This is a genomic window from Shewanella sp. BJSY2023SW007, assembly GCF_047314525.1.
Taxonomy (GTDB): Bacteria; Pseudomonadota; Gammaproteobacteria; order Enterobacterales; family Shewanellaceae; genus Shewanella; species Shewanella chilikensis.
Genome location: NZ_JBKORL010000066.1, coordinates 41,770 through 64,390, shown reverse-complemented (window position 1 = coordinate 64,390; position 22,621 = coordinate 41,770). Strand labels below are relative to the sequence as shown.

Here is a 22,621-nt window from a genome sequence, read left to right as displayed (position 1 = left end):
GTTCTCACTTTCTCACGTCACTAAGTTATCGGGCCGGGCAAGCTGTGGATACAGTGCCGCTGTGGCCAGTGGGACCCTGTGGCTGATGAGTCGAGCCAGGGCCTTGAGTAATGCTTTGTTGTCGGCGGCGCCGCTATGTTTGCGATCGCAGCCAAAGGCCTTGATATCGCTGGAGAGCTGTTTTCCGGCCATCGCCTGAATAATGCTGCTGGTTTGGCTGTCGGCGCCGACCTCCAGAAACAGTTGCGCGCCATGTTTTCGGGCTCTTTGCAGCAGCGACTCCACATTGAGTGGCTGACTGAAACAAGTCGCTATGGTCTCGGCTATCTGCTTGCGCTCAAGCCTGGCAGGTTTGAGCGGCTGCTCGCTGCCGGCGCTGATATAGACGGGCTGCGGCTGTTCAAGCTCGCCCGAGAGTGGCCTGTCATAAAAGGTGGTCAATTCTGGCTTTACACGCAGGGCCGCCGGTGTGTGCATGGCGGTGACCCGGTTGGCGGCAACGCCGCGTTTGCCAAGGGCCTTTATCAGTGCCCGGCACTGAGCCTCATCCCCGGCCAGCACGCAGCTAGGCCCCTGACGTATGGCGAGGTAGACCCGCGAGTAAGCCGGGTTTTGCAATAATGGCGTGATGCTGCCTGTATCAATGCGCAGCAGAAAACTGTTCCAGCAGATGGCGTCTCTGGTATCGAGTTGCCACTCCTGGCGCACGGCTGTGAGCGCGCCCGAGATCTGCTCTGAGAAAATCCGGCTTTCCAGCGTAGGTTTAACCAAAGCAAAAGGCTTGTCCCAGACGCCATTGGCGGCAAACATGGCCGCTTCGCCCATAGAGTAGCCGATGGCAAAGGCCGGGTGGAGCTTGAACTCACGCCGCAGTATCTGCGTCAGCAGCACACTGGCGCCGACCCCGGCAACGGCCTGCTCGGCGAGTGTCATTGTTGGCGCCGGACTGGGTGCGGCCTCTCCTTTATCGCTCAAGGTTGTTTCATTAGAAACATCGCTCAAGGCTGTTGGCAGCAGGGTGGATAGGGCGACATTTTCGGCTGTTGCTGCGGCCTCAAAATCGGCATAACTCTTGGGAAAGGCCTGTTTTAAGGCGCCGAGCATGCCATGGTAAGCCGTACCGACACCCGGGTAGACAAAGCAGAGGCGAGCCGGGCCCAGCGGCTGGGCGCAAAAAACGCTGCCATTTGGCGTAATAAGCTCAAGCTCTAGCAGTTTGGCCAAAGACGTTATTTTTTGAAGCTGACCCAGGAGCAATTCGCTCTCGGCAATAAGCTCGGCGGCATCTCGGCCAATAAGCGCCAGCGAATAGTATTCGCCGCCCTCGGGCGCTGTGTCTGAAAAGCTCTGCTCCAGGGTTTTCAATTCATCCGTCAGCCAGCGCGCCAGAGCATCTGCGCTCATCGATTGGCTCAGGCGACTTTGGGCCTGCTGCAGCGCAGTTTGCGCCTCACTGAGCAGAGTCTTTGGGCTGGCAATCAAGGTCAGCGGTAAAAGCCAGGGTGCTCCTTGGGAACAAAGGCCAGAGGTTGATTCTTTTCCAGAAGCCAAGCCGCTCAAGGCTGTTTTATCATAAGAGCCGCTCAAGGCTGTGCCTTGGCTGAGGATCAGCGCCATAGCCGGGGAGTTACTGGCCAGCGCCAGAGACTTGCCTTGAAAAGGCAACCCCGCCATTTTCTGCGCCAGGCGCCGCTTGGCAAATGCCTCCAGTTGCAGGCATAACGGCTCAAGTTCCAGCGATTGCTCCAGAAACAGAGTGTCCCTTTCTTCTATCTCCGGGCGTTTTGCCTGCTGCCAGGCCTGCTTAAGAAGCTGCTGCGGCTTGTGAGCGCCATGGCTTAAGGCCTGCAGCAAGGCTTGGGGATGCAGTCTTGCTTGCGCCGCATCGACTGCGCTTAGCAGCAATAGCCGCTGCTTTGATGGCAGCACCAGGCTCAGGCTTGCCCCGGCCTTGACCTCGGCCACCAGCCAAGGCCAGTCGGGAGCCTGATTGCTATCAAACGCGATAGTGCGCAAGGCAGCCCGAAGCTTGGGCGCCAGGCTTTGCTCCTCTTCGACCAGGCACAGTGCCAGCCGCAGCGGCTTTTCGGCCGCAGACTCAGCTGGCTTTACTTCAATGTGAGGCATAGGGCCTATCGCTTTGCTCAAGGCCTTTCTCTATTACCTGTGGCGGCCTTGGCCGGTTCAAAGGCGGCATTGAGCCCCTTGCTAATGGTGACCTTGGCATTTTCCAGCCCGGTTTGCAGTTGGCCCTCGGCGTTGAACAGGGCCAGATCGGCGCTGAGCTGACGGCTGGAGTGCTTGGTCACCTGCAGGCGAATAAGGCCGGTGTCATTTTCAGGCAGCAGGGCGTTTTGCCAGAGCGTCGCCAGGGAAGAGGGCAGGCTGGCGGCATCGTATTTGAGCCGGGCCCAGATCAACATGGCCTGCAGCAGTGCGTCTTGCTGGATCAGGGCGCGATCTTCGCTCGATGCGGCATCCGGTAGCTGGTATCGGCAGCTAAGGCCTTGGTCATCAAACTGCAGTACCTCAGTAATGGCCTGCAGCTGCGGGCCATGGAACAGGGCGCCGCTGTGATAAAACTCACTGCCTTGACGCACTTGGAGCTCACCTTCGCCTATCTCTGTCATAGAAACATGTGCCAGTGGCTGACTGGCATGCTGCGGCATTAACGGCTGCGGCATTAACGGTTGCTGCATTAACGGTTGCTGCATTAACGGCAGCAGGGTCGCCTGATACTGAGGCCGCTCATCACAGCTGATGCTCGCCTGCAGCTCGCCGTCGGCTCCCAGAGTCAGGCTGAGCTGCAATCGCTTTTCATCAGTGTCAAATACCACGCCTTTGAGCAGCTTATAGTCCACGGCGCGCCAATCGCCGCCAAAGAGGCTCTGGGCACTTTGCAGCATCCACTGGAGCGCGCAGACAGTCGGCCATACCGGATTGCCGCCTATGCAGTGATCTTTCAGCAGCGCCAGCTCCTGGCGCTTGATGCTGCGACTCAGGATTTGGGGGCTAGCTTGGGCCTCTGGCACATCTGTGTGGTTCAGGCCTTGTTTGTCCCCCGGGCCTTGCATACTGGAGCCAATCAACAGCTGCGGCTCCGAGCGGGCCAGAATCGCCTCGGCAAACAGCTTGGCACCGGCTTCTCTTGGGATCACATAGACGCCGCGGGACTCAAACATCTGCTTCAGCGCCGCATTGACCATGCCGCCATCCCAGGGGCCCCAGTTGAAACTGATCACTCGGGTGGTTGGCAACTCATGATGCAGCCGATGAGCGGTTTTATTGAGAATTTCATTGGCCATGGCGTAGTCGCTCTGGCCTGTGTTGCCGTAGAAACCGGCGGCGGAGGAAAACAGCGCCAACAGTTTTAAGTGCTCGGCGGCCTTTTTGTTTGGCGCCAAGGTACTGAGTAAGGCGGAGAGGCCGCCAACCTTGGTGCCTGTAACCAATTCGAGTTCGGCGAGGGTCTTGTCGGCGATGTGTTTATCGGCCAACACCCCGGCGCCGTGAATCAGCCCGCTGATAGGCGCCAATGCCTGAATGGGCGCCAGTGTGGACGCGACCGCATCCGGGTTACTGACATCCAGGCTCAGGTATTCGGCGCTGGCACCTATAGCCTCAAAGCGCTTGAGCGCTGCGTGAATTTCCAGCGCGTTGACAAGAGGTTTTATCAGGGCTTCCACTTCCTTGGGCGAGGGCTTTTTCCCCTTGGCCAATAGCGCGGTGATTGCGGCTGCTTTTAGCTGACCGCTCTCAAGCCCCTTGGCCCAATCGGGAAATGCTTCCAATGCCAAGGCCTTGCTGCGACCGGCGAGAATAAAGTGACTGCCACTTTGGCGGGCCAGCGCCAGGGCACAGTCCAGGGTGACGCCTTTTGCGCCCCCGGTCACCAGTATTTTATCTGAACTATCGAGCCTGCATGGCGCCATGCCTGTATCGGCAGCATTCTGGTCATAGGCCGAAGTCGCTACCAGGGTCACTCTGCCGGCGGCGCTTTTGCCCCACTCCAACGGATCCTGACTCGGGCTGTAGAGCGCATCCATGACTTGCGAGGCCAGCGCCGAGGCATCAAGCTCAGGAGCAAGATCCAACGCGCGGCAATGCACCTGAGGCCATTCCTGCGCCAGGGTCTTGGTTAAGCCAAACAGGGCGCTCTGATTCAATTCACAGGGCTGACCGCTGAAACCCAGCTGACCATCCATGCGCGCCACAGTGATAAAGGCGCGGCGGCCTTTTGTCGGCGCTTGCCAGGTTGGGCTCAAATGCTTGGCGAACAGGAAGCTCAGTTGTACCTGAGTCTTGGCCGTGATGTTGAGCGGCATCAACTCTTCGAGTTGTTCCTGCGGCAGTTGTGGCTGCAGATGGATATAGATGGCCACTTGCTGTTTGAGCCCGGCGATGAGCGCCTTGACTCCGGCATCATCATTGCTGGCCAGAGTCAGGATTGGCAGCTTGCTATCCAGCGCCGATTGCGAATCGGTTGCCGCCGGGCGCACCAGAGTGACACTGATGCCACTGTCTGTCAGTTTCTTGGCCAGGACACCGGCATTGTGGCCGTCATCGAGCAGCAGCGCACAGCTGTTCGCGGCAAACAGAGCCTCGGCGCTTGCGCCTGAGAATCTATCTGCCGCCGGCAGCTTTTTTAGGCTGACTCCCGAATGGGGCGGCAAGGCCACACTCGGCTGAGTGTTTGGCGTCTCATAGGTTTGGGTTAGCGGCTCGGCTGCATGCTCAGCGTTTGAGCCGGCAAAACAATCTATGATCTGCCCCAAGGTGCGGCATTCGCTTAAGCTTGCGGCGTCCAGCTGTGGCAGCTCAGGCAGTTTGTCCTGCACTGTGCCGAGAATTTCTACCCGCTTGATGGAGTCGATACCGAGGTCGGCCTCCATATCCATCCCCAGCTCGAGCATTTCGGCCGGGTAGCCGGTCTTGTCGGCCACTACCTGCAGCATGATTGCCGTGACATCACTAGCTGTGTTTGATTGAGCTGTGTTTGACTGGGCAGGGCTCGGCTGAATTGGCTCAGGCTGCACACTGGCGTTCACTCCGGCGCTTTGCTGTAGATAATCGACTATCTGCCCCAGGGTGCGGCATTCGCTTAAGGTGGCTGCATCCAGCGGCGGCAGCTCTGGCAATTGGTCCTGCACTGTGCCGAGAATTTCCACCCGCTTGATGGAATCGATACCGAGATCGGCCTCCATATCCATCCCCAGCTCGAGCATTTCGGCTGGATAGCCGGTCTTGTCGGCCACCACTTGCAGCATCAGTGCCGTGACATCGCTTTGATCTGCATGAGCCGTGTTTGACAGGGCAGGGCTTGGCTGAATTGGCTCAGGCTGCACACTGGCGTTCACTCCGGCGCTTTGCTGCAGATAATCGACTATCTGCCCCAGGGTGCGGCACTCACTTAGAGTTGCGGCGTCCAGCTGTGGCAGCTCAGGCAATTCATCTTGCACTGTGCCGAGAATTTCCACCCGCTTGATGGAATCGATACCGAGATCGGCCTCCATATCCATCCCCAGTTCGAGCATCTCTGCCGGGTAGCCGGTCTTGTCCGCCACTACCTGCAGCATCAGTGCCGTCACATCATTAGCCGCGTTTGACTGGGCAGGGCTCGGCTGAATTGCCTCAGGCTGCACACTGGCGTTCACACCGGCGCTTTGCTGCAGATAATCGACTATCTGCCCCAGGGTGCGGCATTCGCTTAGAGTTGCGGCATCCAGCGGCGGCAGCTCAGGCAGTTGATCTTGCACTGTGCCGAGAATTTCCACCCGCTTGATGGAATCGATACCGAGATCGGCCTCCATATCCATCCCCAGCTCGAGCATCTCTGTGGGGTAGCCGGTTTTGTCGGCTACTACCTGCAGCATCAGTGCCGTCACATCACTAGCTGTGTTTGACTGGGCAGAACTCGGCTGAATTGGCTCGGGTTGCACGCTGGAATCCACACCGGCGCTTTGCTGCAGATAAGCGACTATCTGCCCCAGGGTGCGGCATTCACTTAGAGTTGCGGCATCCAATTGTGGCAAGTTGGGCAATTGATCTTGCACTGTGCCGAGAATTTCCACTCGCTTGATGGAGTCGATACCGAGATCGGCCTCCATATCCATCCCCAGCTCCAGCATTTCTGTGGGGTAGCCGGTTTTGTCGGCCACCACTTGCAGCATCAGCTCTTCGACACCTGTGCTTGGCTTGGCAGTGGTTACGGCTACTGCTGGGGCTGGGACAGGGGCTGGAGCTTGAGGCCGGCTTTGTAGCACCTGGCTTGGTTGCTGTGGTGTGCTTGCTGCTTTGACTGGCGCTGCGGCGTGAGTTAAAGGCGCTGCAGCTTGGGCGGGCATAGACACTGACACTGCTTGGGTTTGCTCTATATTGGTCAACACAGCACCGCCCTGAAGTTGTTGCAACAACTGCTGGGCGCCGAGATTTTGCGACTGAATAAAGTCGTTGTGGATCTTTAAAGTCTCGGCCTGGTGCTGGTGGAACATGGCCAGGGTTTGATTGAGGCTGTCAGGAATCGCTTTGCCGGCCGTCGCCAGTTTTACTTGCTCTGCGAGCAGTTGCTGCACACTGTTGCCATATTGCAGTGGGATATTCAGAAACTGCTGATGCAGCTCGGCCAACTGTTGCTGGGCGCTGAAAAACTGCTGTAATCCGCTGCCGCTGTTTGCTGGGAGGCCGTTTGCAGCTTGTGGCGCTGTAGCTTGGCTCGGTTGACTCGGGTTCTGGCTTGCGGCCGCTACTGGGATCTCGACGATTTTTTCCACGACTTTCTCGACTATTTTTGTCTGTTGACTGACCCGGCCCTCTTTGAGTGAGGCCGCCATCTTCTGGGCGGTCGCCGGGCTGATATAGTTACTGGCACCGAGCTTGATAGTCATCGGTGAGGCCTTGTGTTTGGCCTGGGTTTGTACGGCGCGATAGGCATCGGGATCTGTCAGAGGCAGGCCCGCCAATGCCAGACTGAGCAGGGCTTGCTTCAGCTCAGTGTCGGCGGCCAGGGAATCGATACAGCTTGGGCTGTCCAGCGACAGGAACAGGCATTCGGCGGCGCGATCGCCCAAGGTGGCTTGCGCCAACCTGGCCAGGGTGTTTTTCGGGCCAAACTCGACAAATATTCTGGCGCCGTCCCGGTACATGCTCTCTATCTGCTCACTGAAGCGCACCTGCTTGAGCATATGCTGCTCCAGGTTGGCTCTGAGGCTTTCGGCATCCTGTGCCAGCTTGTCACCTGTGGCATTGACATACAGAGGCGTTTTCGCATCGCTCAAGCCCTGGCGGGCAATCGCCTCGGCAAAGGGTTGCTGCGCATGGGCTACCAGCGGAGTGTGGAAGGCACCGGATACCGGCAGCGCTATGGCGCGTAAACCTGCCTCGTTCAGCTTGAGGTTGAGCCTGGCCACAGCTTCACTCGCGCCGGCAATCACAAGCTGAACCGGGCTGTTGATATTGGCTATCTGCACCTCGGGTTCAGTCTGCAGCAGCTGCTCGAGAGTATTGCGCTCAGCGGCTGAAGGCAGGATAACGGCGCTCATGGCGCCCGGGTCTTTATCCTCGGGGACGCTGGCCATGGCATCGCCTCGGGCGAAGGCCAGCGCGTAATAGCTCTCACGGCTCAAGGCACCAGCGGCGCGCAGCGCCGACAGCTCACCAAAGCTGTGACCGGCCAGCATATCTGCCTGGAATCCGGCCTGACAAAGCAGAGTAAACTGCCCCATGCCGAGGGCGCCGATGGCGCTTTGGGCAAAGCGGGTATTGGCCAGTGCCAGTTCATCCTCTTTGCTGGCCTGGGGCGTGAATTTGGCTATCGGGAACACCCGCGCCGACAAGGGGCCCATGCCGTACTTGTCGGCTATGCCCTGGCGGGAAAACTCACGGTCGGCGGCGGCAAATTCGGCGCGAAGCTCGGGATAGAGCTGGGTTAGCCCAGAGCCCATCTGTAGATACTGACTGCCTTGACCGGCAAACAGGGCGGCGGTCTTGGCCTCAGTCAAAGGCGCGCTGCGGTACTCGACTCCCTGCTGTTGCCAACGGGTTTGCGGCTGTTCTTCCGCCGTGCTTTGCAGCTTGTTCAAGGCCTGTTGCAGTTTTTGCTGCAGCTCTATGGTGTCGCAGGCAAGCAGTCCCAGCCTGGGGCCTTGTACCTGTGTCTGGCTGCCGAGGCGATAGGGCGCACATAGGGTTTCAAGGTCGCCATGGGCATCTGACTCCAGAGTCTTGAGCAGAGCGGTTATCTCTTGCTCCAGCGCCGGTTTGTCCGGCGCGCAAAACAGCAGCGGCAAAGGCGTGCGTCTCAGGCGAGAGGGTTGCTTGGGTAATTCGGGGCTGTGCTCTTCCAATACCAGGTGGAAGTTGGTGCCACCAAAGCCAAAGGAGCTGACGGCGGCGCGCCTCGGCGTACCGTCGGTTCTTGGCATCCAGGGGCGGGTTTGAGTGTTGAGATAGAAGGGCGATTGCTCCACTGCCATCTTGGGGTTGGGCTGCTTTACATTGATGGTGGGCGGCAACACCTTGTGATGCAGCGCCAAAGCCGCCTTGATCACCCCGGCGGTGCCGGCGGTCGACTTGGTATGGCCCACCTGGGACTTGATTGAACCCAGGGCGATATGTTGCAGCTCAGGATTATCCTGACTCATTACGGCGTTGAGGCCGCTGAATTCGGCCACATCACCGGCGGCCGTACCTGTGCCGTGGGCTTCCATCAGGCCCAGAGTATGGGGCGGGAACCCGGCATCATCGTAGGCCCGCTGCAGCGCCTTGGCCTGGCCTTCGGGGCGCGGCGCGTAAATGCTCTTGAACTTGCCGTCGCTGGAGGCGCCAACCCCTTTGATCACCGCATAGATGCGGTCACCGTCGCGCTCGGCATCATCCAGGCGTTTTAGCGCCACCATGCCTATGCCTTCGCCTATCATCATGCCGCGGGAGTCGGCGTCGAACGGCTTTATCTGCTCGTCGCTGGTAAAGGCCGGGGTCTTGGAGAAGCTCATGTACATATAGGCGGAGTTGTCGGTGCAGACGCCTCCGGTGAGCATCATATCGCTGCGGCCTTCGGTCAGCTCGGTGAGCGCCATCCGCATTGCCGCCAGCGAGCCGGCACAGGCGGCATCGACCACACAGTTCATGCCGCCGAGATCGAAACGGTTGGCAATCCGACCGGCGATAACATTGCCGAGTGACCCAGGGAAGGAGTTTTCCTCCCAATGTATATATTGATCCTGGAACTTGCGGATCAGCATTTCGCTGTCCTGCTCACTGACGCCACTCTCGCGGAACACCTTTTTCAGCACAGGGTATTGCAGCCTGGCATTGAGGCTTTGGCTGATTTTCTGGCCACCGCCAATCCCCAAGGTGATGCCGATGCGGTCGCGATCATAGTCCGAGCCTTCATCGATACCTGCATCCTCCAACACCTCTTTGGCTACCACCAGCGACAGCAGCTGCGAGGTGTCGGTCAGTTCGAGGATATTGGGCGGCAGACCAAACTCCATCGGGTTGAAATCCACTTCCGGGATAAAGCCGCCGCGCTTGCAGTAACTCTTGTCGGCGGCTTTCTTGTCGGGGTCAAAATAGTCTGCCACTTGCCAGCGGTCGGCGGGCACTTGGGTGATGGCATCTATCTTGTCGCAGATCAGATCCCAAAACTGGTTCAGATAACGGCTGCCGGCAAACAGGCTCGCCATGCCGACTATGGCAATCGGTGTGTCTTTCAGCCTTTTGTTGAGGCGTTTGTCTATCTGAGAGGCTTGTTCTTGGCTCATTGAGCATCTCCATTGGTGGCTGCAAGTTGCGGCCTGGGTTTGCGCCCTGCCTTGGCGGCAGCGGGAAACCTGGACTGGAAAATATGATAGTTGCGTACCAGCAAGCGGCGCAGGGCAAACGGGGCGCGCTTGAGGACGTAGGCTATGTAGCGGTCGGCGGCGAGGGTGTCGTCATCCTGATAGATGTCGACATAGACCCAGCCGCTGACGGGATCCATCCCTATGAGTACCGAATGGGTCTGTTGGCCAATGGGAATACTCATGGCTTCGACCTGAACCACAGTGTGTTCATCGGTACTGGGCAGCATCAACGCATCGGCAAGCGTTTGGCTGTTGAGGGTGTAGGTTTGCATCTTGCTGCCGCTGTAGACCGGCAGTTTATTGAAGTGTTTCGGCGGCAGCGAGTGCGCAGCATCGATATTGTCGAGCCGGGATGCGCCGTGGCGTTTCAGACAGCGGGCCAGCCCGGAGCGCGAAACATGGGGATTGATAAATTCCTGGGTGACTTGCAACAGCCTGTCCAGCGGCAGCTTGAGCTGCCAGCGCAGTCCGACAACCACATACTCCTGAATATCGCTCAGAGTGGTATTCAGATGATGCGGGGTGTGGGATTGATCCTGGGTCGACTCGCGTTTACGCCACTTGCGAACGGTTGCTTCACTGATATTCAGTAACCGTGCCAGTTGGCTGACATTGAGCTCCGACTCCTGGATAAAGCGGCGCATTTCCGGGGTGGTGGTGGCATTACGATGACGCCGTTTTCCGGTTTGAGTTTGCTTCATAATCAGCTGGGACTGGGCCCTTGGGCTTCCTTTCTCGCCTGTCTGCCATGGTTGCAAACTTCCACAATACTGAGCGTCAGGCTGTTATTTCAGTAACAGGTGAAGCAGATTACCAGTGCCTGTTGCTCGATACAATCATCTGGGACTGAAAATCCTGCTTTTGTTTTAAAGCACTTACTTGCAAATGAGTCCGGAATGGCTTGTTGTTGATTTGTTTTTAAATTGATATAAATTGGTTGTTTTGGTTTTTTGTGCTGTAAAAATGGATATCTGATACCTATTTATCCCTAATCCCCAGTGGTCTGTTGCAGCTTATATTGCAGCTTATGTTACAACCTGGGTATCTGCCTTTAGGGCAACTGGATGAACTGGCATCAGCAACAGAAATGGAGAGTGTCAGGTGTATTTAACAAAAAATAATCTACTGGGAATGGCGAGTGCGACCTTGTTTACTGTACTCGGCGCCGGTTGCAGTGGTACCAGTGCAACGACCGCCGAGTTGTCGCCTGAGGACGCGGCCCGCCAACAAAGACTCGATGAACAGGGATACCGCTGCGACCGGGTTAGGGTTACCGGCAGCAATATTCCCAACCGCCGCTGTACAACCGCCCAGCAACGGGAAAGAGAGCGGGAAGAGGCGAGAGCCTATGTCGATAAAATGAATCAGCAAAACATGAACGATTAGCACTTGAGACCGAGGGGGAGCCCAAGGCAAAATAGCCTACTCCCCCTTGGTTTTTTGGAGCCTCCCATCAACGCCGTGCAACTCTTTTTGTATCCCTTACGCCAGAGTGAGCCTTTAAAACTCAAAGATCTGGCGCTGTGCCTGACACCGGCCGAGCGGGAAAAGTTTGCCCGAATAAGCCATAAAGAGGTTAAGCAACGAGCGATAACAAGCCGCGCCTTGCTGAGAAAAACCCTGAGTAGTCAAGCGCCGCTTGCAGCCCGGGAGTGGTGTTTCGATTATGGTCCCCAGGGTAAGCCGCGCCTTTGTGATGAGCAGTTTCAACAGACTCAGCTGCATTTTAACCTCAGTCACAGCGGTGATTGGCTGCTGTTGGCATTGCTGAAACATCCTTCTCCTGAGTTGCAACTTGGCGTCGATATAGAGCGTTTACGGATGCGCACATCTATCGATACTGTGATGCGCCACTATTTTGCGCCTTTTGAGCTGCAGCAATTACGAGATCTGGATGATGCCACGCGGCGAGAGGCGTTTTTCGACCTCTGGGCCTTGAAAGAGTCTTATATCAAGGCGACAGGCAAAGGGTTGGCGCAGCCGCTCGATGGGTTTGCGTTTGACTTGAGCTCAGGGGAGGCATGCTCGGCCGAGCGGCCTGCCGAGATTGTTTCGATGCGCCGTGGGCTTTTGCTAAAGCCTAAGGAAAACACCCAATGGCAGAGTTGGCTTGGCCATATGGAGCCGGGTTATCGATTGGCCCTGACGCTGTGGGCCCCTGCAGCCATCAACTGGCAACTGCACTGGCACCTTGGTCAGTAGCACTCTGAAATAGGTTATCGGCAAGAATGAAAAAGCGGCTTTAAAGCCGCTTTATGTTCGATTACTGTCTTGCCAGGCGTTGGCTTTCCGGCACGTGCTCAAAGTCACTGCGGAACGGGTTGATGTCCAATCCGCCTCTGCGGGTGTAGCGGGCGTAGACGGTCAATTTACTGCAATGGCAGAAACGCTTCAGATCGGTGAATATCCGCTCCACACACTGCTCATGGAACTCGTTATGCTGGCGGAAAGAGATCAGATAACGCAGCAGTTTTTCCCTGTCTATCTTGGGGCCCTGGTAGCGGATCATCACGCTGCCCCAATCAGGCTGTGAGGTGATCAAACAGTTGGACTTAAGCAGGTTGGAGTTCAAGGTCTCGGCAACTATCTGCTTGTCGTCTGTACTGTCCTCGAGCCATTTGGGGTTGAACTCATAGTCGCTGACTTCAATATCCAGATCGTCAATGCAGTGCCCTGGCAGCTCAACAACTCTCTGGCTGTTGAAGTGCTTGGGCTCAATCACTCTGACTTTTACCTCGCCATTGGCACAGCGGCTCAGATCTTGGGTAAGGGTCTGCTCGACGGCTTCAGTACTGTCAAAGCGAGTTTGATTGAAACTGTTCAGATAGAGCTTGAAGGATTTGGACTCAATTAAATGCTCGCTGTTGAGATCCAGCTGGAACTCGGCGATGGCCACCATGGGCTTGCCCTTGGCATTGAGCCAGGAGAGTTCATAGCCGGTCCAGATATCGGCGCCCTGAAACGGCAGAGGCGTACTCAGGTTGATTGCATCACGGTTGAGTTTGCGGGGCACACCCTGCAACAGCTCTGGGGCGTAATGCTCTTGATAATCTGTCTGCTGACCCAGTGTCAGGCCAGATAAGGCTTCGGCGTTCCGGTAAGGGTCGTGATTCTGTGTCATCAAGCGGGTTTCCGTGTCAAAATAGGCCACCATTATACCTGAATTTGGAAGTGCGATAAGTGTCTTGTGCCCAGGCGTTGGAGCAATTTCTCAGCCGTTATCATCAAAGTTACCAGTCGAGTCTGGGGGAAGGCCCCAGATGTTATGCCAGGGGAGAAGCCTCGCCCTGTGTGCTGCAGGAGGATGGTGAAGATCCGCAACTGTGGCAGACTATTCGTCGTGAGCAGCCAGGCAGTTTTGCCAATGTCAGTCATGCGCTGGAGTTGCCGCTGCATGCCGATATCGACGAGTTTTATGGGCAGTTTTTTGCCGCGCATCTGTTGTTTGAAGCCGATTTCGGCGAAGGGGAACTATTGCAGCCCTGGAGTCAGGATGATTTTGAGTTCCTGCAGCAGAATCTGATTGGGCACCTGATGATGAAACGCAAGCTCAAGCAGCCACCGACCTGGTTTATCGGCCTATTGGGGCAAGGAGATGAGATGATCTGCGTGGATAACGAAACCGGTGCTGTCTGGCGTGAGACCCCGGGTGAGCTCCCCTCAAAGAAGCTGGCAGATAGCCTGGAAGAGTTTCTTGTTATGCTGCGCCCCAGAGTGGCGCCGGCAGTTGAGCCTGTGGAGCCGACCATGGCGGATGTTGACCATCCCGGTCTCTGGGCGCGGATGAAGCTTATGTGGCAACACCTGTTTTCCCGCCGCTGATAGCCGGGGTTGCCACAATCACTATTGATTGATGATCACTGCTATTGATGAGCCTAGGCTATTGATGATCCCAGGAGAGGTTGGAGACTATCCGGCAGTTGTCACAGCGGAAATGAAACAGATCCAGCAACGGGCTGGGCTGGCGCCAGTCCGGGTTGCCGCAGCGGGGACAGGGACGGGCCAATTCGGCTTGCTTACTCTCTCCCCCGACCCGGTAAAGGTAGTAATAGGTAGGAATTTGGGTCAGATATTCGATGCGGCCACGCAAATCCCAGCCGCGGCGAAACAGATCGCTATCCGGGCTGGAAAGCTCCTCAAGTGCGGCAAACTCGGCCTTGGTTGCTGCGGCCATCTGCAGTTCATCACAGGCTTGCCACTCGGTTTGCCAACGGATCACCCGCTTGTGATCGCCGTTGAAGGTCGCGGGAATGCGGTAGAGTGGAATGGGTAGCAAGTTATCGCCGCTGCGCAGTGGTGAGCACATATGCACATAGCTGGTATAAAGCAGCTGCCAACTTGGGGGCTCCAGGGTGCTGACTTCGGAATTGATATCCTGACCTATGAGCTTTTCCTTGGGGGCCAGCAGTTTGGCCTCGGTTAACTGCTGCAACGCCTGTTTGGCCCAGGGACTGTTGTGCCTGTTGGCCAGACTGGTTTCTTCAGGTAGCAGTAGCCTGACTCTGAACTCTCCGTCCCTAAAGGCCACCGCAAATTCCCGTCCCAATACCTGACCGTTGGCCCGCCAGGCTTCAAGCAGAGTATTGATGGCTTTTTCTGCGGCGCTGATCGTGGTGTTGGCAAAGCATTCAAACCTGAGTTCGCAGACAAACATTATTGCTGGCCCTCAAGCTTGGCGAGCCTTTGTTGTAAGGCCGCGAATTCTTGTTTCAGTTGCTGCTGTTCCTGGCGTAGCTGGCTGATCTCCTGCTGGAGGACTTCTACTGTGGGGACAGGTTTCTGTGGTGCAGCTTCATCCTGCCGAGGTTCGCTTTGAGTTAGTTTTTCCCGTTCACTCTCCGGAAGGGATTTGAAGCGCTGCAGACCTTCAACCAGCAGTGGCATTGGTAACTTGTTGCTGAGTCTTGCCTTAATCAGTGCCAGAGAGGGAGTATGGCCGCTTTGGGCTACTGCCGCCGCAGCGGCCATGACCTGTTCCAGTGGAGTGGACATCTTGGTAAAAAACCTCACTTTTTCGCCAATAGCTACATAGTGCAGCAGTTATTTGTTTTTATCTTTTTGATATTTATCAGTTTATTTGTTGGCCTGCATGTTGCATAGCGCTTGCTGTATTTACTTAACAAAAATTAACATTTGATAAATATAACAAGGAGTGACAATGAACAAGTTATTACTGCCACTGATGGGGATAGCAAGCTTAGGGCTTAGTGCCTGTGTGGTCAATGTCGGCGATCACGAAGCCAACTGGGATGAAAAGGAGTCCTGGCAGCTGCAGCAACAGCAAAATCAGCAACAACTGGCCAAGTTGACTCTGGGGATGGATCAGCAACAGGTGCAGCATCTCATGGGGCAGGCCGACTTCAATGAAGCCTTTCTCTCCAATGAGCAGCAAGTACATGTACTATTTTACCGTACCCGCCACAGACACAGTGATGGCAAGACCACCAAGGATGAATGCACCCCCTTGGTGTTTCGCGATCAACAACTGATTGGCTGGGGCGATAAGGCCTACGCGCAGCTGTAATTCACACTCATCCCAATTTCAATCAACTCCTGAGCTGGGCGTCCAAATGGTCTATGGTGTCTGACCATTGGGCGTCCTCGGCCAGAGCCTCTGTTAAAAAAGTGCGCTGAGCTTCATTCCAGAATGGTGCATCCACCAGTTTGACTCCCTCGGGGATAGAATGTGTGCCGATAAAACCTTCTATCGCCTCGCTGCTGCTGGGGAGTCCCAATTGCTCAAATAAATGGGCCAAGTCTGTGTGGGTGGTATCCATATTCTGACCTCCAGAAGTCCTGGCATATCTTGCCAAGGTGATGTGTGAACAAGCCTTCATAAAACAGATAGTAAGCTTTATTCCTTCCCTTTAGCTTATACCAATCGAACCGCAGATCCATTGCTTTAAATCGGCAGAGCTTATTATCTCTATGGGAATGGTGCCCACGGCAGTAGTCGAACGGCTTGACAAGCAAAAGATTGTACTTTGATCCAAAATTGTTAAATTGGAAATTACCCTTTTGGCTGACAAGGACAACAACAAATGGAAACCCAGACTCCCGATTCCCTGCGTGCTGTTTACCTGACGGCGGAAGATTTGCGCCTGGCCGCATCAATTCTCTATAACGCCTATCACTATGATGCGTTTTTTCAGCAGACCTTGCCGGCCGCCAATGCCGCCGAATATGAACAAAAGCTCAGAGCCGCAATTCGTGAAGAGCTCAATGAGCTTTGGCAACAGGAGCAGCCCCTTATTGGGTTGTTCGATGATGAGCGCTTGATTGGGGTTGCCTGCGTGGTGACCTCATCACTTCCCCAGGGGGAGGGGCGCTATTGGCATTGGCGTTTGAAAATGCTGCTGGGGACAGGTTGGCAATCGACGCAGAAGTTGATGCAGAAGGAGAATTCAATTCTGGAGCACCTGCCGGCTACTGAATACGGCATTATACAGTTCATTGCAGTAGCTTTAACCGAGCAGCGCAAGGGTTATGGCAAGTTGCTCGTCCAGGCGGTATTGGGTTGGTGTGATGAGCAGCCGGAGCTGGAAGGGGTTGGAGTCTTTGTGACTGAGGATGGCCATTCTCATCTGTTCCGAGAGCAAGGCTTTGTACCCGTGGTTGAGCTGAATATCGGGCAGTTAACCGGAGAGTTGCTCTTTTACCACAGTCATACTGATGATGACGTCTACCAATAACAGGAGTTAAGCATGGAGCAAAAGTACAAGAGTTTTGCTGAGTTTTATCCTTTCTACCTGTCACAGCATTCCGATCCCGTATGCCGAGGTTTGCATTATCTAGGTTCGATACTGGTATTGCTTCTTCTGTTATTCAGCCTGCTTAGTGGACAATTTGTATGGCTCTTGGCTCTGCCTGTGGTGGGTTATGGCTTTGCCTGGATTGGTCACTTTGGTTTTGAACACAATAAGCCGGCGACCTTTCAATACCCAGTCTATAGCTTGATGGCTGACTGGGTCATGTTGGCCCAATTTGTCAGTGGCAAACATCGTTTCTGAGTGTTTTTGGTTATTTACCAGTACCAATGTGAGATATGTCTCACAAAGCTGTGCGATAAACATAAGACTTATTAGCTGTTCTTACTGGCGAATAATTAAATGTTGTTAATAAACAAGTGATTAGAATTTTATTAGCGACTGCTGAATATTTGTCATTCCTAGCCTGTTCTAAAATCGACCATTTCAAAGAGGGGGCCTTGGGTACACTTAAGTTGTGGTCAGGGCAGGATGCTTTGACAGAGCTTCCAAGGAAAGGAGCTGAAGTTACAAGCTTCAAGGAAGAGGGAGCCTCAAGGAAGAGGGAGTTGCAAGGAAAGCAACGCCAAGGAGTTTAAGGAGGCAGCCAGGGCAAGTGTCAGGATGACGCGTTTTGGAAAGGCCTATGCAAGGACGAGCTGCAAGGAAACCTGCTAAATGGATTTCAGTCATGGATGACAATCAAGACAGGACGTCTTGAAACCATTTTAGGGAAGTTCAAGCCAAGGAAACGGCTCGCAGGGAAGCAGTATCCAGGATGGATACACAGAAGATTTTTTCCGGTAATAAGGAAATTGCCGCGCCAGGAAAGGCCATTTGAGACAGAAAGGTCTGCTAAGGAAAGCGTTCAGGACGAAGTAGAGGACAGGCTCAGGGATGCCAGCCTTTGGGTTAAGGGAAAACCCAACTCATGGACGACAACAAGCTCGTGGATGGGCAAACATGGAAGATGAGTGCCAGGAGGCCACAAGGAGGCTCAAGGGAATTGAGCAGATACCAGGATGGTTGTCAGCAGGGATGAAAAGATAGCTTGGAAGCTGTCATCACTGAGACAAGGTGTCCACAGGAAGAAATTCATACGCATGGAAGGTGCAGGGAGCACAACTCAGCGGGATGGCTGACAGCAGTAAATAGGGCGCGTCTTAGGACGCGCCTTTTCTTTGTGTGCCGGGCATGGCGCGCAGCCTGTTAAGTTGATGCTGGTAGGATGCCATTGTAAGCTCGCTGTAAGCCCGGTCAGGGGCGTCATTTGCTGCACAGTGAGGGCGCGCATCTTGAGGTGGGAACGGAATAATGTGGAAAATAGCTCATAGAACTGACGAACAGGAATTGAATAGATCTACCTGCAATGGTTGAAATAAGTGGATTAAAGTTCTGCATTGAATCGTCACCAATCACCCAGTCACTTCAGCCGCTCTTTCAGTGGAATGAAATGGCATTTACACCATCTTTTGTACTGTTTGAAATCCGGATGAAGGGATGAATTCTCACGCTTCGTGAGATAACAGCATTTTTTCATCTGTTTTCCCTTGACGAGAAGGTACAACAAACATTGGATAAAGAAACCTTCAAGCATGGTGGATTGTTACTTTTTGTCATCCTAACTATTTGATGATTTGGCGATTTTGCTGTTTACGACAAGTGAGCCAAGCTTGGCATTCAAACTTAGACAAAGCACACATGGAAACCGTTTGCTGTTTCCTTGGCAATAAAGATGAAAATTTTTCCGGTTTCGCCCTTGATCTCCCGCTTCAGTCTCGGCATAGTGTAATGCCGTAATGGTGTACCGCTACAGTGGTGCGTTCAGGTATGCCGCACAAAATAATTTCAGGTGATCAGAATGCAGTCCAGTAACATAGAGAATGTGCACATCAGTGCCGAACAAGTCCTCATAACCCCCGAAGAACTCAAGCAGCAGTTGCCACTTTCTGATCACGGCTATCGCTATATTCTTAGTGCCCGCAAGACGGTTTCCGACATAGTTCACAAGCGTGACAACCGGGTGTTGGTCGTCACCGGCCCTTGCTCTATTCACGATATTGAGTCGGCCAAGGAATATGCCCTCAAACTGAAAAAGCTCCATGACGAGCTCAAGGATCAGTTTTTTATCCTGATGCGGGTCTACTTTGAAAAACCTCGAACCACAGTGGGCTGGAAAGGGATGATCAATGATCCCGATATGGATGAGTCCTTCAATATTGAAAAAGGGTTGCGGATGGCGCGGGAGTTGATGTTGTTTCTGGCCGAACTCGAGTTGCCGGTTGCCACCGAAGCGCTGGATCCCATCAGTCCGCAATATATTTCCGAACTGGTGACCTGGTCAGCCATAGGCGCCAGAACCACAGAATCACAAACCCACAGGGAGATGGCCTCCGGGCTTTCCATGCCGGTAGGGTTCAAGAATGGCACGGATGGCAATCTGGGGGTGGCCATTAACGCCCTCAAGTCGGCGGCCAGCAGTCACAGATTCATGGGGATCAATCAACAAGGGCAGGTGGCTTTGCTGCAAACCGCCGGTAACCCGGATGGGCATGTGATCCTGCGAGGTGGGGCGGGCCCCAACTATGATGCCGATTCGGTGGCCGAGTGTGAACGGCAGCTGCATGATGCCGGGCTCAATGCCAGACTGATTATCGACTGTAGTCATGGCAACTCCAACAAAGATCATCGACGGCAACTGCCTGTGTGCCGGGATGTATTTGACCAGATAGCGGCGGGCAATCGCTCCATCATAGGTTTGATGTTGGAAAGCCATCTATTTGCCGGTAGTCAGGCCTGTGACAAGCCGCTTGCCGAGCTTGACTATGGGGTTTCGGTCACTGATGCCTGCATAGGTTGGCAGGATACGGAGCAACTGCTCAGGCAAGGGGCGGCGCAACTGAGTTCTATTTTACCCACTCGCTTTGATATGCTCAGGGTGGCAAATGGCTGACGGAAGATTTGAGATGAGTGAGAAAACCACGGCAGAGCTGGAAAAGTTACGCGGACTGATTGACGGCGTCGACCAAGAGTTACTCAAGTTGCTGCGTCAGCGGCTGGATCTGGTGGCCCAGGTCGGCGCGGTCAAACACAACGCCGGCCTGCCCATCTATGCACCGCAGCGGGAGGCCGCCATGTTGGCCAAGCGCCGCGTAGAAGCCGAAAGTCTGGGGGTATCGCCGCAGTTGATAGAAGATGTGCTCAGGCGCCTGATGCGGGAATCCTATCTCAACGAGAAGGATGTGGGTTTCAAGCAGGTGAACCCGGATATCAACAAGGTGGTGATCATTGGTGGTCGTGGCCAGTTGGGCACCCTGTTTGCCCAGATGCTGACGCTCTCCGGCTATCCAGTACATCTGCTCGATAAAGATGATTGGGATAATGCCGATGCTATCCTTGCCGGAGCCGGTCTGGTATTGGTCACTGTGCCGATTGCCATTACCTGTGAGCTTATTCGCTCCCGTTTACAAGGCTTGCCCAAGGATTGCATTCTTGCGGATCTGACCTCGATAAAGTCGCAGCCGCTACAAGCCATGCTCGAGACCCACAGCGGGCCTGTGGTGGGGCTTCATCCCATGTTTGGCCCGGATGTGGGCAGCCTCGCCAAGCAGGTTGTCGTGGTGTGCCATGGTCGGCAGAGTGAGGCCTATGCCTGGCTGCTGGAGCAGATAGCTATTTGGGGAGCACGGCTGGTGGAAGCGGATGCCGGCAAGCATGATAAGGCGATGCAACTGGTGCAGGCGATGCGCCACTTCTCCAGCTTTGTCTATGGCCTCAACTTGTGCCGGGAGCAGGCCGATCTTGATAGTCTGCTGCAGTTCAGCTCGCCGATTTACCGGCTGGAGTTGGCCATGGTGGGTCGCTTGTTTGCTCAAAGCCCAGAGCTTTACGCCGATATCATCTTCGCCCAGCAAGAGAGCCTGGGGGCTATTTCCGACTATCTGAACAACTATGCCGGCGCTTTAGCCATGCTCAAGGCCGGTGACAGAGACGGCTTTGTGCGCCAGTTCCGTGAGGTGGCCGAATGGTTCGGTGACTTTGCACCACAGTTTCGCAGCGAGAGCCGCAGCATGCTGCAGTCGGTCAATGATATGAAGAGTCACTGATCTCAAGGCGGTCAACTCCGCTGGCAGTGCAACGCGATTTATCCAAGGGAGCCTTTTAGGCTCCTTTTTCATTTGTATCAGTAAGATAGAAGTCAAAAAGCCATTTATTCAGCAATTGCTTAAGGTGATCTCCTTCAAGCTTTATGACTCACGTTCTTTCGTCTGAGCGATGAAAGAGTACACTGATTTTAAACATGCAAAAATAAAGCATGATTAAAGGAGATATGCCGTGTTTTGTATTCAGTGTGAGCAAACCATTCGAACCCCGGCCGGTAATGGCTGCAGCTATGCCCAGGGGATGTGCGGTAAATTGGCCGCGACCTCGGATCTGCAGGATCTGTTGATTTACATGTTGCAGGGGCTGTCCGCCTATGCCGTCAAACTCCGGGAGTTTGAGGTTATCGATCCGCAAGTCGATACCTTTGTGCCCAAGGCATTTTTCGCCACTCTGACCAATGTCAACTTCGACGATGAGCGGATTACCGAATATGCAAAGGAGGCCGCTCGCTTGCGAGACCAGCTAAAGCAGCGCTATCTGGAGCTTTGTGAACAAAGGGGCGTGACACCCGAGCCTATGTCCGCCGCGGCGACTCTGCTGCTGGGGGCGTCCAAGGCCGAGCTGTTACAACAGGCCAAAGTGGCTGCGCCCAACCGAGGTGATGACCTCAATGAAGATATTCTCGGTCTGCGACTCCTGTGCCTCTACGGCCTGAAAGGGGCGGCTGCCTATATGGAACACGCCCGGGTTCTGGATCAGACCAGCAGCGAAGTGGCCGGTCGTTTCCACGAGATCATGGCTTTTCTGGCGACCGACAGCACAGATGCTGACAAGCTGTTTGCCACTGCGATGGAGATAGGTCAGCTCAACTATTCTGTGATGGCTATGCTAGATGCCGGTGAAACCGCGGCCTTTGGTCATCCAGAGCCGACTCAGGTCAACACCAAGCCGGTGAAGGGCAAGGCAATCTTGGTCTCGGGCCACGATATGAAAGATCTCGAGCTCATCCTGCAACAGACAGAAGGCAAGGGCATCAATGTCTATACCCATGGTGAGATGTTGCCGGCGCTGGCCTATCCTGAACTGAAGAAATACCCGCATCTGGTGGGGAACTACGGCAGCGCCTGGCAAAATCAACAGAAGGAATTTGCCAACTTCCCCGGCGCCGTGGTGATGACCTCCAACTGCATTATCGATCCCAATGTCGGTCAGTATGCCGACCGCATCTTTACCCGCAGTATCGTTGGTTGGCCGGGCGTGACTCACCTGACCGGCGACGATTTCAGTGCCGTTATCGACAAGGCACTGGCGCTTGAAGGCTTTGCCTATGATGAGATCCCCCATATGATCACCATAGGTTTTGCCCGCAACGCTTTGATGAATGCGGCGCCTGCCGTGGTTGAAAACGTCAAGAACGGCAATATCCGCCACTTCTTCCTGATTGGCGGCTGTGATGGTGACAAGGCCGAGCGCAGCTACTTCACCGACCTTGCCAAGGCGGCCCCCAAAGACAGCCTGATCCTGACCCTGGGCTGTGGCAAGTACAAGTTCAACAAGCTCGAATTCGGTGATATCAACGGTATCCCCAGACTGCTGGATATCGGCCAGTGTAACGACGCCTACTCGGCGATTCAGCTGGCGCTGGCACTGTCTGAGATATTTGAGTGTGATATCAACGAATTGCCGCTGAGTCTGGTGCTGTCCTGGTTTGAGCAGAAGGCGATAGTGGTCCTGTTGACCTTGCTGTCACTGGGAGTGAAGAACATACGTACCGGCCCAACTCCGCCGGCTTTCCTGACCGCCAATTTGCTGAAGGTACTGGAAGATAAGTTCGGCCTGCGCAATGTTGGCACGGTTGAGGAAGACCTGGAGGCGATTCTCGGCGCCGCTTGATGCGTATCTCTTGAGGCCGGAATGCCTGCGGCATTC

General features: G+C 54.9%; 17 protein-coding genes. 10 read left to right on the top strand and 7 right to left on the bottom strand.

The window, feature by feature from the left end; genetic code table 11:
• Nucleotides 1-12: 12 nt before the first annotated feature.
• From ACMHXE_RS10035 to ACMHXE_RS10025, 3 genes are read right to left on the bottom strand one after another with little or no spacing between them, the layout of a single operon-like run.
• Entirely contained in the window at nucleotides 13-2,148 is a 2,136-nt protein-coding gene (locus tag ACMHXE_RS10035) for a PfaB family protein (RefSeq protein ID WP_413732142.1), read from the bottom strand.
• Nucleotides 2,145-9,761: an SDR family NAD(P)-dependent oxidoreductase gene (locus ACMHXE_RS10030; RefSeq protein WP_413732140.1), complete on the bottom strand. Its 7,617-nt coding sequence runs from the start codon at nucleotides 9,759-9,761 to the stop codon at nucleotides 2,145-2,147. The genes ACMHXE_RS10035 and ACMHXE_RS10030 overlap by 4 nt, the downstream gene beginning before the upstream one ends.
• On the bottom strand, nucleotides 9,758-10,543 hold the full coding sequence (locus ACMHXE_RS10025) for a helix-turn-helix domain-containing protein (RefSeq protein ID WP_044734910.1): 786 nt from the start codon (nucleotides 10,541-10,543) through the stop codon (nucleotides 9,758-9,760). Before ACMHXE_RS10025 ends, ACMHXE_RS10030 begins: the two co-directional genes overlap by 4 nt.
• A gap of 400 nt (nucleotides 10,544-10,943) precedes the next feature.
• Between ACMHXE_RS10025 and ACMHXE_RS10020 the strand changes: the two genes are divergently transcribed.
• Together ACMHXE_RS10020 and ACMHXE_RS10015 are read left to right on the top strand one after the other, a co-directional pair.
• Nucleotides 10,944-11,228, top strand: a complete 285-nt coding sequence (locus ACMHXE_RS10020; RefSeq protein WP_144161927.1) for a hypothetical protein — start codon at nucleotides 10,944-10,946, stop codon at nucleotides 11,226-11,228.
• 75 nt (nucleotides 11,229-11,303) lie between these two features.
• The gene (locus tag ACMHXE_RS10015; RefSeq protein WP_413732138.1) at nucleotides 11,304-12,044 is read left to right on the top strand and encodes a 4'-phosphopantetheinyl transferase family protein; all 741 of its coding nucleotides are present in this window, start codon (nucleotides 11,304-11,306) and stop codon (nucleotides 12,042-12,044) included.
• Nucleotides 12,045-12,105: 61 nt separating this feature from the next.
• Here ACMHXE_RS10015 and queF read toward each other — a convergent pair whose 3' ends face one another.
• Nucleotides 12,106-12,963 (bottom strand): NADPH-dependent 7-cyano-7-deazaguanine reductase QueF, encoded by an 858-nt coding sequence (gene queF / locus ACMHXE_RS10010; protein ID WP_165564725.1) that lies wholly within the window; start codon nucleotides 12,961-12,963, stop codon nucleotides 12,106-12,108.
• A gap of 59 nt (nucleotides 12,964-13,022) precedes the next feature.
• On the opposite strand from queF, the gene syd reads away from it, so the two are divergent.
• Nucleotides 13,023-13,664 carry a SecY-interacting protein gene (gene syd / locus ACMHXE_RS10005; RefSeq protein ID WP_101053515.1) on the top strand — a complete coding sequence of 214 codons (642 nt, stop codon included), beginning with the start codon at nucleotides 13,023-13,025 and terminating at the stop codon, nucleotides 13,662-13,664.
• A gap of 58 nt (nucleotides 13,665-13,722) precedes the next feature.
• On the opposite strand, the gene ACMHXE_RS10000 is transcribed toward syd, so the two are convergent.
• A complete protein-coding gene (locus ACMHXE_RS10000) occupies nucleotides 13,723-14,496 on the bottom strand; it encodes a Zn-ribbon-containing protein (protein ID WP_028779837.1) in 774 nt (257 codons plus the stop codon).
• Complete coding sequence (locus ACMHXE_RS09995) at nucleotides 14,496-14,834, bottom strand: hypothetical protein (protein ID WP_101053517.1); 339 nt, start codon at nucleotides 14,832-14,834, stop codon at nucleotides 14,496-14,498. Before ACMHXE_RS09995 ends, ACMHXE_RS10000 begins: the two co-directional genes overlap by 1 nt.
• A 166-nt stretch (nucleotides 14,835-15,000) precedes the next feature.
• On the opposite strand from ACMHXE_RS09995, the gene ACMHXE_RS09990 reads away from it, so the two are divergent.
• Nucleotides 15,001-15,366 (top strand): DUF3192 domain-containing protein, encoded by a 366-nt coding sequence (locus tag ACMHXE_RS09990; protein WP_413732135.1) that lies wholly within the window; start codon nucleotides 15,001-15,003, stop codon nucleotides 15,364-15,366.
• Between the two features lie 22 nt (nucleotides 15,367-15,388).
• On the opposite strand, the gene ACMHXE_RS09985 is transcribed toward ACMHXE_RS09990, so the two are convergent.
• On the bottom strand, nucleotides 15,389-15,619 hold the full coding sequence (locus ACMHXE_RS09985; protein WP_101053521.1) for a DUF2789 domain-containing protein: 231 nt from the start codon (nucleotides 15,617-15,619) through the stop codon (nucleotides 15,389-15,391).
• A 264-nt stretch (nucleotides 15,620-15,883) separates the two neighbouring features.
• On the opposite strand from ACMHXE_RS09985, the gene ACMHXE_RS09980 reads away from it, so the two are divergent.
• From ACMHXE_RS09980 to hcp, 6 genes are all read left to right on the top strand, one after another.
• Complete coding sequence (locus ACMHXE_RS09980; protein WP_101053524.1) at nucleotides 15,884-16,534, top strand: GNAT family N-acetyltransferase; 651 nt, start codon at nucleotides 15,884-15,886, stop codon at nucleotides 16,532-16,534.
• 12 nt (nucleotides 16,535-16,546) lie between these two features.
• The gene (locus ACMHXE_RS09975; protein WP_286995459.1) at nucleotides 16,547-16,852 is read left to right on the top strand and encodes a DUF962 domain-containing protein; all 306 of its coding nucleotides are present in this window, start codon (nucleotides 16,547-16,549) and stop codon (nucleotides 16,850-16,852) included.
• 431 nt (nucleotides 16,853-17,283) lie between these two features.
• Complete coding sequence (locus tag ACMHXE_RS09970; RefSeq protein WP_413732133.1) at nucleotides 17,284-17,562, top strand: hypothetical protein; 279 nt, start codon at nucleotides 17,284-17,286, stop codon at nucleotides 17,560-17,562.
• Between the two features lie 887 nt (nucleotides 17,563-18,449).
• Nucleotides 18,450-19,541, top strand: coding sequence for a 3-deoxy-7-phosphoheptulonate synthase (locus tag ACMHXE_RS09965; RefSeq protein ID WP_165564728.1), 1,092 nt, complete (start codon nucleotides 18,450-18,452; stop codon nucleotides 19,539-19,541).
• A gap of 13 nt (nucleotides 19,542-19,554) precedes the next feature.
• On the top strand, nucleotides 19,555-20,694 hold the full coding sequence (tyrA, locus tag ACMHXE_RS09960) for a bifunctional chorismate mutase/prephenate dehydrogenase (protein ID WP_165564729.1): 1,140 nt from the start codon (nucleotides 19,555-19,557) through the stop codon (nucleotides 20,692-20,694).
• Nucleotides 20,695-20,923: 229 nt separating this feature from the next.
• The gene (gene hcp / locus ACMHXE_RS09955; RefSeq protein WP_224867395.1) at nucleotides 20,924-22,585 is read left to right on the top strand and encodes a hydroxylamine reductase; all 1,662 of its coding nucleotides are present in this window, start codon (nucleotides 20,924-20,926) and stop codon (nucleotides 22,583-22,585) included.
• The last annotated feature ends 36 nt before the right edge of the window (nucleotides 22,586-22,621 follow it).